The organism is Nocardia sp. NPDC003999 (assembly GCF_053604885.1).
The window spans coordinates 22,497-37,506 of sequence record NZ_JBSGIB010000003.1; the positions used below are offsets into that span (position 1 = coordinate 22,497).

General features: G+C 69.5%; 12 protein-coding genes. 4 read left to right on the forward strand and 8 right to left on the reverse strand.

Annotated elements, in window-relative coordinates; translation table 11 throughout:
• Window positions 1-16 precede the first annotated feature (16 nt).
• A complete protein-coding gene (locus tag ACWESM_RS07680) occupies window positions 17-964 on the forward strand; it encodes an alpha/beta fold hydrolase (RefSeq protein ID WP_452491438.1) in 948 nt (315 codons plus the stop codon).
• 61 nt (window positions 965-1,025) lie between these two features.
• Window positions 1,026-1,628 carry a DUF7691 family protein gene (locus tag ACWESM_RS07685; RefSeq protein WP_355070771.1) on the forward strand — a complete coding sequence of 201 codons (603 nt, stop codon included), beginning with the start codon at window positions 1,026-1,028 and terminating at the stop codon, window positions 1,626-1,628.
• A 9-nt stretch (window positions 1,629-1,637) separates the two neighbouring features.
• Here ACWESM_RS07685 and ACWESM_RS07690 read toward each other — a convergent pair whose 3' ends face one another.
• From ACWESM_RS07690 to tkt, 7 genes are all read right to left on the reverse strand, one after another.
• Window positions 1,638-2,117 (reverse strand): SRPBCC family protein, encoded by a 480-nt coding sequence (locus ACWESM_RS07690; RefSeq protein WP_355070773.1) that lies wholly within the window; start codon window positions 2,115-2,117, stop codon window positions 1,638-1,640.
• 48 nt (window positions 2,118-2,165) lie between these two features.
• Window positions 2,166-4,484: a thiamine pyrophosphate-dependent enzyme gene (locus ACWESM_RS07695; RefSeq protein ID WP_452491144.1), complete on the reverse strand. Its 2,319-nt coding sequence runs from the start codon at window positions 4,482-4,484 to the stop codon at window positions 2,166-2,168.
• Window positions 4,485-4,597: 113 nt separating this feature from the next.
• The gene (pgl, locus tag ACWESM_RS07700) at window positions 4,598-5,353 is read right to left on the reverse strand and encodes a 6-phosphogluconolactonase (RefSeq protein WP_364431293.1); all 756 of its coding nucleotides are present in this window, start codon (window positions 5,351-5,353) and stop codon (window positions 4,598-4,600) included.
• The gene (gene opcA, locus ACWESM_RS07705) at window positions 5,346-6,254 is read right to left on the reverse strand and encodes a glucose-6-phosphate dehydrogenase assembly protein OpcA (protein WP_379251893.1); all 909 of its coding nucleotides are present in this window, start codon (window positions 6,252-6,254) and stop codon (window positions 5,346-5,348) included. The genes pgl and opcA overlap by 8 nt, the downstream gene beginning before the upstream one ends.
• Window positions 6,251-7,825 carry a glucose-6-phosphate dehydrogenase gene (zwf, locus tag ACWESM_RS07710; RefSeq protein WP_355070781.1) on the reverse strand — a complete coding sequence of 525 codons (1,575 nt, stop codon included), beginning with the start codon at window positions 7,823-7,825 and terminating at the stop codon, window positions 6,251-6,253. Before zwf ends, opcA begins: the two co-directional genes overlap by 4 nt.
• Before the next feature lie 3 nt (window positions 7,826-7,828).
• Window positions 7,829-8,965: a transaldolase gene (gene tal, locus ACWESM_RS07715; protein WP_355070783.1), complete on the reverse strand. Its 1,137-nt coding sequence runs from the start codon at window positions 8,963-8,965 to the stop codon at window positions 7,829-7,831.
• Between the two features lie 6 nt (window positions 8,966-8,971).
• A complete protein-coding gene (gene tkt, locus ACWESM_RS07720) occupies window positions 8,972-11,113 on the reverse strand; it encodes a transketolase (RefSeq protein ID WP_452491145.1) in 2,142 nt (713 codons plus the stop codon).
• Between the two features lie 776 nt (window positions 11,114-11,889).
• Between tkt and ACWESM_RS07725 the strand changes: the two genes are divergently transcribed.
• A complete protein-coding gene (locus tag ACWESM_RS07725; protein WP_355070787.1) occupies window positions 11,890-12,879 on the forward strand; it encodes a heme o synthase in 990 nt (329 codons plus the stop codon).
• Here ACWESM_RS07725 and ACWESM_RS07730 read toward each other — a convergent pair.
• Window positions 12,872-14,287, reverse strand: coding sequence for an FAD-dependent monooxygenase (locus ACWESM_RS07730; protein ID WP_452491146.1), 1,416 nt, complete (start codon window positions 14,285-14,287; stop codon window positions 12,872-12,874). The two genes, ACWESM_RS07725 and ACWESM_RS07730, sit on opposite strands and share 8 nt — an antisense overlap.
• An 84-nt stretch (window positions 14,288-14,371) precedes the next feature.
• Here ACWESM_RS07730 and ACWESM_RS07735 point away from each other — a divergent pair, with 84 nt between their 5' ends.
• Entirely contained in the window at window positions 14,372-14,974 is a 603-nt protein-coding gene (locus ACWESM_RS07735) for a TetR/AcrR family transcriptional regulator (RefSeq protein ID WP_364431279.1), read from the forward strand.
• Window positions 14,975-15,010: the final 36 nt, after the last annotated feature.

The following is a 15,010-nucleotide window of genomic DNA, read 5'->3' on the forward strand; positions in this document are numbered from 1 at the left end:
GACCGGCGGGGTCCGTATGCACCTCGCCGAGCAGGGAACGGGACAACCGGTGGTCTTCTGCCACGGCTTCCCGCACACCTGGTACATCTGGCACCGCCAGCTGCCCGCGATCGCGGCGGCCGGGTACCGCGCCATCGCGCCGGATCTGCGCGGTTACGGACAGACCGATGTCCCGGCCGATCCGGAGGAGTACACCAATCGCGCGGTCTGCGGTGATCTGCTCGCTCTGCTCGATGACATCGGCGCCGAGCAGGCGGTGTTCGTCGGCTTGGACTTCGGCGCGGCGCTGGTGTGGGAACTGGCGTTACGCGCGCCGGAGCGGGTGCGCGGCATCATCGTCCTGAACAATCCGTTCGCGCCACGCCCGCCGCGTGCTCCGTCGCAGCTGTGGGCCAAGGCGGCGGCCCGGCACTTCCTGCACCTGCACTACTTCCAGACCCCCGGCCCGGCGGACGAGGAACTCGGCGCACGTCCCCGGGAGTTCCTCGCCCGCGTGTACTACGCGCTGAGCGCCGACTATCACTACCTGGACACCTGGCGTTTCCCGGCGGAGGGCACCGGTTATCTCGACGTGCTGCCGGAGGCGCCCGCGCTGCCATGGCGCTGGCTCGGCGCGGACGAGCTGGACGTGCTGACACGGGATTTCGAACGCACCGGATTCACCGGCGGACTGAACTGGTACCGCAACTTGGATCGCAACTGGGAGCTCACCGCCGACTACGCGGACGCGAAAGTCACCGCGCCCGCTTATTTCCTGTACGGCGACCGGGATCCCGACATGGAAGGTTTCAGCGGCCGCGATCCGCTGGCGACCATGCGCGGGCACGTCACCGACCTGCGCGCGGTGACCGAGATAGGCGGCGCGGGCCACCTCGTCCAGTTGGAGCGGACCGAGCAGGTGAACGCGTTGCTCACCACTCATCTCGCCCATCTGGCCGCGCATCCGGCCCGGCTTCCGGCCTGAGCCGAAACGCGTTCGGGCTCAGCGGCGTTCGGTGTCGGTGGGCACCGCTAATGTTCGGTGAATGAGTTATAGCCTGAGCATCTACGTCGTCGAGCTGGACCGGATCAAGGGCGCCATCGGGTGCGGGGACGACAAGCTCCGGCGGATGATCGGCGGCCGGTTCAAAGCCCAGCTCACCCATGACGACGACTGGTTCGCCGAGGAGATCGCGGCCGGTGCGCCCACCCGCTACGAGGCGGTGCGCGCCGTCATCGACGGCGGCCCGTTCGACCCGGCCTACGGTTTCCAGTACGGCTACGCCTACCAGACGATCTGCCAGTTCTACGGCCGGTTCGTGGACAACCGCTACTTCTCGGCGTTCCGTGGTCGCTGGCTGGACCACATCGACGACGGCTTGGCCACGCTCGGCATCAAAGCGGTCAGCGTCCGCGCGTTCATGTACCACTCGCTGCCGCCGTCGCTACCGCAGCCCGACGAGTTGCCCGGCTACGGCGAATGGACGCCGGAGCAGTGCGCGGAAGCGCTCGTGCAGTGGGAGTCCACCACGCCACCGCAGCGCGAGGAGGTCGACCACGAGGTACTCGCCGCCATCGAGTCCTGCGTCGAGTGGATCCGGGAGGCGCAGGCCCGTCCCGGCTGGGGCGTCGCCGGGTTCTTCTACTGAGCCGTGGGCCTAGCGGTATTCCCCGGCCAGTTTCGGATAATCCGACCACCGCGGCAGCGGCTGGTAGTCGAGGTAGGCGGTGAGCCGGTCGAGCAGATACTGCCAGCGGGGACCGATCGCGCCCGCGTCGGCGGGACTCACGTGGCGGCGGGTCAGTTCCACGGTGGTGACCACGCCGACCTGGGTCATCCGGACTTCGAGCAGGCAACCGTCGATGTGCACGACCAGTTCGTGCGGCGCCTGACAGTGGTCGACGCGCACCGCGACCGGGCCGGGGACGGGACCGTCGAACAGCTCGATGGTCAGGTTGCCGTTGCCGCCGGAGACGGCGCCGAGCCAGCGGCCGAGCTGGCCCCGTTCGGTGGCCGCCGACCACACGTCCAGCACGGGCTTGTGGAACGACCGCAAGTAGTGCAAGAGCACCAGGTCGCCGTCGGCCGTGTGCTCGTGCTCCGGTCGTACCTCGCCGAGCATGGACATCGTGGTCATCGCGAGTCCTTTCCGCTGCTGGTCACCGTCGTCCTCACTGTATTTCCACTATTCCTCGGCCGAATCGAATTCCGGGGAATGCCGGGCCTCGGCGCGCCGAGGCCGCGTGCTGGTCGCGTCGCTCAGCAGGCGGAGGGCCGCGGCTTCGATCCGGTCCTCGTCGAGTAGCACCGTCGCGGCGGCCGGACCCAGCGGCACGAAACTGTCTTCGCTGGTCACGCGCCCGAGGTGGCCGGTGAAACCGGCGTCGACCAGCGCGGCGCACACGGCCTCCGACACGCCACCACCGCGGCGGGTCTCGTCCGCGACGAGGACCCGCCCGGTCGCGCGCGCGTGGCGCAGCAGATCGTCCACCGGCAGGGGAGCGAGCCAGCGCAGATCGAGCACGCGCGCGTCGATTCCGTGCCGGGCCAAGCGCCGCGCCGCGTGCAGGCTCATCGGCACGCCGTTGGCGAAACTCACCAGGGTCAGATCGGGGCCGTCGCCGTAGACGCGCGCGCGGCCGATTTCGGCGTGCTCGGCCGGAGACGGGTGTGCCAGCCAGCCGTCGTCGCCGGGCCGGTGCAGGTCGCGGGTGTGATACAGCGCGATGGGCTCGAGATACAGGCACACTCTGCCGTCCACGCGGGCCGCCGATACGCACGTGCGCAGCATCGCCGCGGCGTCGTCGGCCCGGGCCGGGGAGGCGAGCACGACGCCGGGGATGTCGCGTAGCGCGGCCACCGAGTTGTCGTTGTGGAAATGGCCGCCGAAACCCTTTTGATAGGCGTATCCGGCGATCCGCACCACCATCGGATTCCGGTAACGGCCGTCGGAGAAGAACGACAGCGTGGCCGCTTCGCCGCGGATCTGATCGGCGGCGTTGTGCAGGTAGGCGAGGTACTGGATCTCCGGAATCGGCACGAACCCGGCCAGCGCCGAGCCCAGCGCGGTGCCGAGGACGCTCTGCTCGTCCAGCAGGGTGTCGAACACCCGGCGCGCGCCGAAGGTCTTCTGCAGACCCTTCGTCACGCCGTACACGCCACCCTTGCGGCCGACGTCCTCGCCGAAGACGAGCAGGTCGCGATCGCGCGCCAGGAGGCTTGCGAGGGTTTCGTTGATCGCCTGCGCCAAGGTCATCGGCTCGGTATGCGCGGCGCCATTGCGGCGCTGCGGTGCACCGCGGCCCGCGATCGTGTCCTCGGTCTCCGCGTGTTCGCGCTCGTTGGGTGGGAGGGGGTCGGTCCGCAGCGCGTCGGCGCGCACGAGCGCAGGGCGGGCGGGAGCGATCGGCGCGATCACGGCCGCCGCCGAGGCGAGTTTCGGTTCCGCCGAGGCGAGTTCGGCGGCCGTGGCGACCCGGTGGCCGATGTCGGCATAGCGGTCGAGCACGCAGGCGGGTGTGGCCACTCCGGACTCGATCAGCAGCCGTGCGGTGGCCACGACCGGATCGCGGGCGAGATCGGCGGCGATCTCGGCGGGGCGGCGATAGGCGGTTTCGACATCGGATCCCGCGTGACCGAGCAGACGCACGGTCCGCAGCCGCAGGAACGCGGGCGCGCGGCGGTCCCGCACCCACCGCGCCGCCGTATTCGCGGTGCTCAGCGCGTCGAGGGCGGCGCAGCCGTCCGCGGCGAAGTAGGCCAGGCCCGGGCGGCTGCCGTAGGCCTGCTCGATCCAATCCGGTGGCGTGGGAACGCTGATTCCGATGCCGTTGTCCTCGCAGACGAACAGGATGGGCATGGCGATTCCCTGACCGGCGGTGTGGATCGCGGCATTGATCGCCCCGGCCGCGGTGGAATGGTTGGCCGACGCGTCACCGAAGCTGCACACCACCACCGAGTCGGCGGGCCAGGGACCGGCGACACCGAGCCGGGCCGCGCGATCGATCGCGAACGCCAGCCCAACCGCGCGCGGAAGGTGCGAGGCGATGGTCGAGGTCTGCGGGATGACGTTGGCCGCGGCGCTGCCGAACACCTTGTGCCTGCCACCGGAAATCGGGTCCGCCGCCGCGGCCGCCACCCCGAGCAGAACGTCCCGGATCGGGTCGAGCCCAGGCACGCGCCGGGCCCGATGCACGAAGAACGCCCCCGATCGGTAGTGCAGCAGGGCGGGATCGGTGACCCGCAGGGCCGCCGCTACAGCGGCATTGCCCTCGTGACCGGACGATCCGATGCTGTAATAACCGCGCCGGGCGCTGCCGAGGCGGCGTGCCGCGAGATCGAGATGCCTGCTCGTCGCCTGCGCTTCGAACAGCTCGAGGCACGCCGCACCGGTGATCGCTCCGCCGGGTGCGATCGGTTGGTCCGCCGGACGGCCGGGGCGGGCGACGAGTGCGGCGACGGCGGTGCGGAACCGCTCGTCGAGATCCACTGCCTGCTCGGTCATCGACCGATCATCTCGTAAACTTCGCCGCTCGGCGGCGTTATCCGGCGGTGTTCTTCCGGAAAACTAGGGCCGCGATGTGCAAATTTACGAGATGAAGGAGTGGCGGCGAGCGCTCAGCGCAGCGCGGACGCGGCCTCCTGATCGAGCAGCCAGGTGGTGGAGTCCGTACCGGTCGCTCCCGCCGCGGGCACGTCCACCGGGTCCGCGCCGCCGATGGCGGCGGCGACCGCTTCGGCCTTCGAGGCGCCGCCGACCACCAGCACGACGTGCCTGCTGCGGCGGATCGCGGGCAGGGTCAATGTCACCCGGACCGGCGGCGGCTTGGGCGAATTCGTCACGGCGACGACGAGTTCGTGGGTTTCGCGCACCGCGTCGGTATCCGGGAACAGCGAATTCACGTGGCCCTCGCCGCCCATGCCGAGCAGGTGCAGATCGAACGCGCCGTGTTCGGCGAGGTGGGCGTGCACGGTGGCGGAGTACTCGGCGGCGGCCTCCACCGGGTCGGGGTACTCGCCGTCGGAGACGGCCACCGGATGCACCCGCGCCGGATCCACCGGTACATGGTCGAACAGCGCCTGCCTGGCTTGCAGGTCGTTGCGCTCGGGGTCGTTCGCGGGCACGAAACGCTCGTCGCCCCAGAACACCTCGACTCGGGACCAGTCGATATCGCCGGGCGACTTGCGCACCTGCTCGAGCAGGGCGATACCGGTCCCGCCGCCGGTCACCACCACCGACGCGGAGCCGCGCTCGGCCTGGGCGGCGACGACGACGGAGACGAAGCGGGCCGCGGCGGCGGCCACCAGCGACTCGGTGTCGAGATGCACCTCGACGGTATCGCTGGGGAATGGCGAATCGGTGTGCTCACTCATAGATCACCTTCTCGATTCCGGCCAGCGCTTCGGCGTAGGTCTCGTCGGCGTCCAGCCTGCGTAGGTCTTCGGCGAGGCAGTCACGAGTCTCCCGGCGCGCCAAGGCGATTCGCTGCACCGGTTCGCCGGTGCGGGTCAGCGTCGCGGTGCGGCCGGTCTGCGGACGTTCGATCGCGATGGAGACGGTGGGACGATGCAGTTCCACCCGCAGCGGGCCGGTGCGCCGGTGTACCGGGCAGCCCAGCCGGGCGGCCAGCCAGCCGGCCAGCATGTCCAGGGCGGGCTCGTCGCGCAGCCCGGACACCGTCACCGAATCCACCGACTCGAACGGCGGCTCGTCCATAGCCGCTGCCAGCAGGGCCCGCCAGTAGGTGATCCGGCTCCAGGCCAGATCGGTGTCGCCGCTGGCATAGGACTGCAGCCGCCTCTTGATCGCCGCCTGGGGATCGGACGCGAACGTGGCGTCGGTGATACGGCGGCCCGCCAGGCGGCCCACCGAATCCTTCGACGGGAACTCCGGCGCTCCGCGCGGCCACCAGGCCACGACCGGCGTATCCGGCAGCAGGAACGGGGTGACGACGCTGCTCTCGTGGTTGACCAGTTCGCCTTGCAGCCGCAGCACGATGACCTCGGCCGCCCCCGCGTCGCCGCCCACCCGGATCTGCGCGTCCAGCCGGGTGGCGGCCTCCCGGTCGCCGCGCGCGAGCACCACCACGCGACAGGGGTGCTCGCGGCTGGCCTCGTTCGCCGCTTCGATCGCGTGCTCGGCCTCGGAGCTGTCCAGCGTGCACACCACCAGCGTGAGCACGCGGCCCATGGTGATCACGCCGTTGCTCTCGCGCAACTGCACGATGCGCTTGGTGACCTCGCTGGTCTTGGTGTCGGGCATGTCGACGATCACGGGCGCCGCCATTCCCGCCCGGTGCGGGCGATCATCTCGTCCGCGGACGACGGGCCCCAGGTGCCCGCCTCGTACGGCTCCGGCCTGCCGTCGCCCGCCCAGTGGTCGAGCACCGGATCGAGGATGCGCCAGGACAATTCGACCTCCGCGTTCACCGGGAACAGCGACGGCTCCCCGAGCAGCACGTCGAGGATCAGGCGTTCGTAGGCCTCCGGCGATGATTCGGTGAACGCCTCGCCGTAGCTGAAGTCCATGTTGACGTCGCGCACCTCCATGCTGGAGCCCGGCACCTTCGAGCCGAACCGGGTAGTGATGCCCTCGTCCGGCTGCACCCGGATGACCAGCGCGTTCTGTCCGAGTTCCTCGGTCATGGTCTGGTCGAACGGAAGGTGCGGCGCCCGCTTGAAGATCACCGCGATCTCGGTGACCCTGCGGCCGAGCCGCTTTCCGGTGCGCAGGAAGAACGGAACGCCCGCCCAGCGGCGGGTGTCGATCTCCAGCCGGATCGCGGCATAGGTCTCGGTCTTCGAGTTCGGGTCGAAGCCCTCTTCCTCCAACAGCCCGACCACGTGCTCGCTGCCCTGCCAGCCTTCGGTGTACTGGCCGCGCGCGGTGGTGTCGTCCAGGGGTTCGATGAGCCTGGTCGCCGAGAGCACCTTGATCTTCTCGGTCTGCAATTGCTTGGGCTCGAAGCTGATCGGCTCCTCCATGGCGGTGAGGGCCAGCAGTTGCAGCAGGTGGTTCTGGATCACGTCGCGCGCGGCGCCGATGCCGTCGTAGTAGCCCGCGCGTCCGCCGAGGCCGATGTCCTCGGCCATGGTGATCTGCACGTGGTCGACGAAGTTGGCGTTCCAGATCGGCTCGTACTGCTGGTTGGCGAAGCGCAGCGCCAGGATGTTCTGCACCGTCTCCTTGCCGAGGTAGTGGTCGATGCGGAAGACCCGCTCCTCGGGGAACACGCCGTTGACCAGTGCGTTGAGTTCTTGCGCGCTCTTCAGGTCGTGCCCGAACGGCTTCTCGATCACCACTCGACGCCAGGGCTTGCGCGCCGCGTCGGGCCCGGTGGTCTGGGCCAGGCCGTGCGCGCAGAGCTGGTCGAGCACGAGCGGGAACATGTTCGGCGGGATGGACAGATAGAACGCGTGATTGCCGCCGGTGCCGCGCTCCTTGTCCAGCGTGGTCAAGGTGTCGGCGAGCCGGTCGAAGGCCGCGTCGTCGTCGAAGGTGCCCTGGACGAACCGGATGCCCTCCAGGAGCTGGTCCCAGACCTCTTGACGGAAGGGGGTTCGCGCGTGCGCCTTGACCGCTTCCAGCACCACCTGCGCGAAGTCCTCGTCCGCGTAGTCGCGGCGCGCGAAACCGACCAAGCCGAAGGCCGGGGGCAGCAGCCCCCGGTTGGCCAGGTCGTAGATGGCCGGCATCAGCTTCTTGCGAGACAGGTCACCGGTGACGCCGAAGATGACCATGCTGCACGGTCCGGCGATGCGCGGAAGCCGTTTGTCCCGTTTGTCCCGCAGTGGGTTCTGCCATTCGACCGCGTCCGGTCGATCCGCGGGTGCTGCCCCGGCCATCGATCAGCCGTTCCCGGTCGACGCCGACTTCAGCTCGTCGGCGGTGGCGGAAAGCAGCTCCTCCCAGGACTTCTCGAACTTGTCCACGCCCTCGCGCTCGAGCACCGCGAACACGTCGTCGAGGTCGACGCCGACGGCGGTGAGCCGATCGAAGACGTCCTTGGCCTCCGCCGCCTTGCCGCTGACCGTGTCGCCGGAGACCACGCCGTGGTCGGCGACCGCCTGGAGCGTCTTCTCCGGCAGCGTGTTCACCGTGTTGGGAGCGACCAGTTCGGTGACGTACATCGTGTCGGCGTACTCCGGGTTCTTCACGCCGGTCGACGCCCACAGCGGACGCTGCCGATTCGCGCCCGAGGAGGCCAGGTTCAGGAACGTGGAGGTGTGCTTGCCTCCGTCGAACACATCCTGGTACTCGGCGTAGGCGAGGCGGGCATTGGCGATACCCGCCTTGCCGCGCAGCGCGAGCGCCTCGTCGGTGCCGAGCGCCTCCAGTCGCTTGTCGATCTCGGTATCCACGCGGGAGACGAAGAACGAGGCGACGGAGTGGATCCTGGCCGGGTCGTGACCGGCGATCTTGGCCTTCTTCACGCCCTCCAGGTAGGCGCCCATCACCGCGCGATAGCGCTGCACCGAGAAGATCAGCGTGACGTTCACGCTGATGCCCTCGCCGATCACGGCCGCGATGGCGGGCAGGCCCTCCTCGGTGGCCGGGATCTTGATGAACAGGTTGGGCCGGTCGACGATCTTCCACAGTTCGACCGCCTGCGCGACGGTCCGGTCGGTGTCGAACGCCAGGCGGGGGTCGACCTCGATGGAGACCCGGCCGTCCACGCCACCGGTCGCCTCGAAGACCGGAGCGAACACGTCGCAGGCCGCGCGGACGTCATCGGTGGTGATGGTGCGGATCGCGGCGTCGGCGTCGGCACCTTGCGCGGCAAGCTCTTTCAGCTGGCCGTCGTAGGCGTGGCCCTGGCTGAGCGCACCCTGGAAGATCGTCGGGTTGGTGGTTACCCCGACGACGGACCGGGTCTCGATCAGCTCGAGCAGGTTGCCGGACTGGATCCGGTCCCTGGACAGATCGTCGAGCCATACGGACACTCCCGCCGCCGAGAGGGCGGCGAGATTCTCGTTCTGAGCCATGAGCGCTTATCCCTTCACGTTCTCGAGCGTGCGCTGCGCGGCGGCAACGACGGCTTCCGGAGTGAGGCCGAATTCGCGGAACAGGGTCTTGTAGTCGGCGGAGGCGCCGAAGTGCTCGATCGACACGATCTCGCCCGCGTCACCGGCGAACCGGTGCCACGGCATCGCGATACCGGCTTCGACGACGACGCGCGCGGCGATCGCGGGCGGAAGCACTTCGTCCCGGTAAGCCTTGTTCTGCGCGTCGAACCACTCCACGCACGGCATCGACACCACGCGGGTGGCGATGCCCTGCTCCTCCAGCGTAATGCGGGCGGCGACCGCGAGCTGCAGCTCCGAACCGGTGGCGATCAGGATCACTTGCGGTGTGCCCGTGGACGCCTCGGCCAGGATGTAGCCGCCCTTCTTGACGCCTTCGTAGCTGGTGCCCTCGAGAATCGGCAGGTCCTGGCGGGTCAGCGCCAGCCCGGACGGGCCGTCCTGGTGCGGCGGCTCGGACACCGAGAAGTGCGAGCTGTGCTCGCTGCTGTCGCGCTCCAGGATGGTGCGCCAGGCGTAGGTGGTCTCGTTGGCGTCACCGGGACGGACCACGTTCAGGCCCGGGATGGCGCGCAGCGCGGCGAGGTGCTCGATCGGCTGGTGCGTGGGGCCGTCCTCACCGAGACCGATGGAGTCGTGGGTCCAGACGTAGATCGCGGGCACGCGCATCAGCGCGGCCAGGCGGACCGACGGGCGCATGTAGTCGCTGAACACCAGGAAGGTGCCGCCGTACGGACGGGTCGGGCCGTGCAGGGCGATGCCGTTGAGGATCGCGCCCATCGCGTGCTCGCGCACACCGAAGTGCAGGGTGCGGCCGTACGGATCGGCCTTCCACATGCCGGTGGAGATCGACTCCGGCCCGAAGCTGCGCTGGTCGGGCATGGTGGTGTTGTTGGACTCGGCCAGGTCGGCCGAACCGCCCCACAGCTCCGGCAGCACCGGCGCCAGCGCGGCGAGCGCCTTGCCGGACGCCTTGCGGGTGGCCATGCCCTTCGGATCCGGTTCGTAGCTGGGCAGATTCGCGGTCCAGTTGTCCGGCAGGCGCCGCGCGAAGAGGCGGTCGAACAGCGCCTTGTTCTCCGGGTTGGCCGCGGCCCACGCGTCGAACGACTGCTGCCACTGCTCGTGCGCCTTCCGGCCGCGCTCGATGGCCTTGCGGGTGTGCTCGATGACGGCCGGGTCCACGTCGAAGCTCTTGTCCGGGTCGAAGCCGAGGACCTTCTTGGTGGCGGCCACCTCGTCGGCGCCCAGCGCCGCGCCGTGGGCGGTGCCGGTGTTCATCTTGCTGGGGGCGGGGTAGCCGATGATGGTGCGCAGCACGATGATCGAGGGCTTGCCGGTCTCGGCCTTGGCGGCTTCCAGCGCCGCCTCGATGGCGACGACGTCTTCGCCGCCCTCGACCACCTGCACGTGCCAGCCGTATGCCTCGTACCGCTCGGCGACGTCCTCGGTGAACGCGATGGTCGTGTCGTCCTCGATGGAGATCTTGTTGTCGTCGTAGATGACGACGAGATTGCCCAGCTGCTGGGTGCCCGCGAGCGACGACGCCTCGGAGGTGACGCCCTCCTCGAGGTCGCCGTCGGAGGCGATGGCGTAGATGAAGTGGTCGAACGGGCTGGTGCCCGGCGCGGCGGCGGGATCGAACAGTCCGCGCTCGCGACGCGCCGCCATCGCCATGCCGACCGCCGACGCCAGGCCCTGGCCGAGCGGGCCGGTGGTGATCTCGACGCCGTCGGTGTGCCGGAACTCGGGGTGGCCCGGGGTGAGCGAGCCCCACTTGCGCAGGTTCTTCAGGTCGTCCAGCTCGAGACCGTAACCCGCCAGGTAGAGCTGGATGTACTGGGTGAGGCTGGAGTGCCCGCAGGACAGCACGAACCGGTCCCGGCCGACCCAGCTCGGATCGCTCGGGTCGATGCGCATGGTCCGCTGGTACAGCGTGTAGGCAAGCGGCGCCAGGCTCATCGCGGTACCGGGGTGGCCGTTTCCGGCGTTCTGCACCGCCTCGGCGGCCAGGACCCGGATGGTGTCGACAGCCTTGGTGTCCAGATCCGTCCAGTCGTCCGGGTGGTTCGGCTGAGTGAGGGCGCGGATGTCGTCTGTGATCGACACGACCGAGGTTCTCCTGACATTGGTTCGTCGACGGCGGGTGGGTTTCTGACGGCGATGATCGCGCGGCAGCTACGGCGTGCTAACCGGGTATACCCACTTACCCTAGATGTGCCCGGTGACCGGCACACCATTAACCCTGTGTTGGTTTCGCGGCGCCTGTTGCGCTGCGCGTTCGCAGGTGGTTTCGCACAGGCCGCGACTGCGGCGGCGGTGTGTTGGCGGCCTTGCACCAGGGGCGCCGGAACGGGTGGGCCTGGTGTCTTCGGCGCTCGCGTCACGCGCATGCGTGACGCGTGACGGGTCGTGAACGCCCTCGTAGGGCGCGTGTTCGGTGTGATGGGAAAGTATTGAGCAAGCGCCTGCTTTGTGGCACGCCCCGGTGCGGTGGCGAAAGTTGCCGCACCACGCGGTGCGGGGCATGCGGTGGGTTCGCCGGGTTCGGTGGAGTCGACGAATTTTTTTCGCGGCGCGGAATCCGCGTCGCGGGTGCGCACGGCTCCGCGCGAGTCGAGGACGTGGACAGGGGAGGGCAAGGGCTCCGAACCGGGTGGCGCGGACGAGCCGTCGCCCCCGTCACATTCCGGTCCTCTAGCGCGGGGGCGACGGGAGGGGCGCGCGCGGCGTGGGTCTACCATCCTTTGTAGTAGTAGTCGCGCCGCACCGGTCGGAAGGGGCGCCGGGGCGGACGGAAGTCCGGCGCGGGCGCACCCGTACCACCGGGACGAGTGCACTGCTGGTCGATGCCGGATGCGATGCACAGCGTGCGAGGAGAGACAGTGCGGATTGGGCAACAGCCGGGTGGCGATGGTGCGCACGGCTCCTCCGCGACGGCGCTGGCCGACCGGTTCACGGGTCCCGGCCTACCGTCCCGGCTGATTCGACGGGTACTGGCCTACGTCGCGCTGACCAAGCCCAGGGTCATCGAGCTGTTGCTCGTCGCCACGATTCCGACCATGCTGCTGGCCGACCGCGGCACCGTCGACATCCGCCTGATCCTCGCGACGCTGTTCGGCGGCTGGATGGGCGCGGCGAGCGCGAACACGCTCAACTGCGTCGCCGACGCCGACATCGACAAGGTCATGAAGCGCACCGCCAAGCGGCCGCTGGCCAGGGACGCGGTGCCGACCCGCAACGCGTTCGTGTTCGGCGTCGTGCTCGGGTTGGGCTCGTTCGCCTGGCTGTGGTGGCAGGCCAACCTGCTCAGCGGCGTGCTCGTCGTCGCCACGATCCTGTTCTACGTCTTCGTCTACACGCTGGGCCTCAAGCGCCGCACCTCGCAGAACGTGGTGTGGGGCGGCGCGGCGGGCTGCATGCCCGCGCTGGTGGGCTGGTCGGCGGTGACCGGCGGCATCGGCTGGCCCGCCATCGCGCTGTTCGGCGTCATCTTCTTCTGGACGCCGCCGCACACTTGGGCGCTGGCCATGCGCTACAAGGAGGACTACCGCGCGGCGGGCGTGCCGATGCTGCCGGTGGTTGCCACGGAGAAGACCGTCACCAAGCAGATCGTCGTCTACACCTGGCTGACCGTGCTCACCACGCTCGCCCTGGTGCCCGCCACCGGCGTGATCTACGCGGCCGTGGCGCTGGTGGCCGGAGCATGGTTCCTGCTCATGGCGCACCAGCTGTACGCGGGCGTGCGGCGCGGCGAGTCGGTGAAGCCGCTGCGGTTGTTCCTCCAGTCGAACAACTACCTGGCCGTGGTGTTCTGCGGCCTCGCGGTGGACTCGGTGCTCGGCTGGGACACCGTCGGCAGCTTCTTCAGCTGAGCGCGCCGACGTAGCCGTCCGGGCGGACGAACACCCTGGTGCCCTCGGCCGCGGCGTAGGCCGCGTAGGCGTGCCCGTCGACATCCACCACGTGCGGACCGGACACCTGGTCGCCGGGGCGCACCACCGCGTACGCGTGCGGCCCGGCTTCCGCCTGGGCGCCGAATGACAGCACCGTCGCGTGGGGCCCGCGGAACAGGTCGAACAACCGGACGGGCCGTCCGTGCTCGTCTTTCACCGGCGCGTCCGGCGCCCGGTCGCCGACGGCGAACCAGCCGCGCTCGGCCGGGTCTCGATAGCTGATGTCCAGTTGCTGGGTCTCCGCTCCGCGCTCCATCGCGTCCTCGTCGCCGTCGACCAATTTGTCCAGCAGTTCGGAGCTGAGCCCGAGCACCTTGGCGGCCACCGTCCTGCGCTCGGCCTCGTAGCTGTCCAGGAGCGTGTCGTCCCCGGCGAGCGCGGCGGCCAGCTTCCAGCCGAGGTTGTAGGCGTCCTGGATGCCGGTGTTCATGCCTTGGCCGCCGGTGGGCGGATGCGCGTGCGCGGCGTCGCCGGCCAGGAACACCCGGCCGTCGCGGAAGCGCTGCGCCAGGCGGATATTCGGGCGCCACACGGTCACCCAGGTCAGGTCGGTGAGGGTGACGTCGTCGCGTCCGCAATAGCGGTCCACGTATTCCTGGAGCAGCTCGAGGCTCGGCTCCGCGTCGCCGGTCAACGGGGCGGCGAATTGGAACTGACGCCCACCGGGCAGCGGGGACAACGCGATGCCACGCATCGGCTCGTCGGCGGCGGCGAACCAGTAGCCGAACTCGTGGTCGAGCGCGTCGGCGCGCACGTCGCCGAGCAGCATGCGCAGCGATTCGTCGGTGCTGCCCTCGAACGGGATGCCGAGTGTCTTGCGCACGGTGCTCTTGCCGCCGTCCGCGCCGATCAAGTAGGCGGCGCGCACGGTCTCCGGCGTGCCGTCGTGTTCCAGCGTCACGGTGACGCCGTCGTCGTCCTGTGTGAAGCCGGTCAGCGCGGTGTCCAGTTCCACGTGCACCCCGAACTCGGCGAGCCGCTCGCGCAGGATGGCCTCGGTGCGGGACTGGCCGAGCACCCACAGGTTCGGGTAGGGGACGGCGGGCGTCGGCTCGACCGGTTCGCTCATTCGGCGTTCGGTGACGAACTCGCCGCCCAGATGTACGCGCATCACCGGTGTCGGCATTCCGGCCGCCAGCACCGCGTCCAATACCCCCAGGTCGTCGAACACTTCCAGGGTGCGCGGCTGGATGCCGTCGCCGCGCGAGCCGGCGAAGAAGGTGGCCGCCTTGTCGACGATCCGGACCGGGATGTCCCGGCGAGCGAGATCGAGGGCGAGGGTGAGGCCGGTGGGTCCGGCGCCCGCGACGAGAACGAGCTGTGCCATGGCGTACTCCTGATGAATCAATATTCACTGAATGCGTATTCAGTGTCATGCTTGGTACGTTGCGTTGTCAAGGAGGTGAGGTGGGTGTCGCTGAGTCGCAAGGAGAAGTCGGCCGAAACCGAGCAGGTGTTGAAGGCCGCCGCGCTGCGGTTGTTCGCCGAGCGCGGCTACCTGAACACCAAGATCACCGACATCACGACGGCCGCGGGACGGGCGGCCGGGTCGTTCTACAACCACTTCGCGAGCAAGGAAGAACTGCTCCAAGCGCTGCTGAGCGATCTGGCCGCGGCGGGGGACGAGCGCGCGGAAGGACCCGATCACAACCCGGATTTCAGCGACCCGGAGGCGGTGCGTTACCACGTCGCCGGGTATTGGACCTTCGCGCGGGAGCACGGGCCCGTGCTGCGCGCGGTGAATCAGGCGGCCCTGGTCAACGAGGACTTCGCGCACATGGTCGCGCGGTTCGGCAGACAACAGCGCGCGGACATCGCCGACCACGTCGAAGGATTCGCCGACCGGGGCCTGCGGCTGCCGAGCACGCCCGACGCCAGCCTGGCGATGATGTTCATGCTCACCCAGAGTCTGCTGGTCGCGGTGGAAGAGGGGAGCGTCGAGTTGACCGACCAACAGGCCGTGGAGGGCCTGACCCGGTTCATCTATCGCGGTCTCACCGGCCGCGATTACTGAGCGGGCGGGGGACGGCCCTTCGGACCGTCCCGCGCC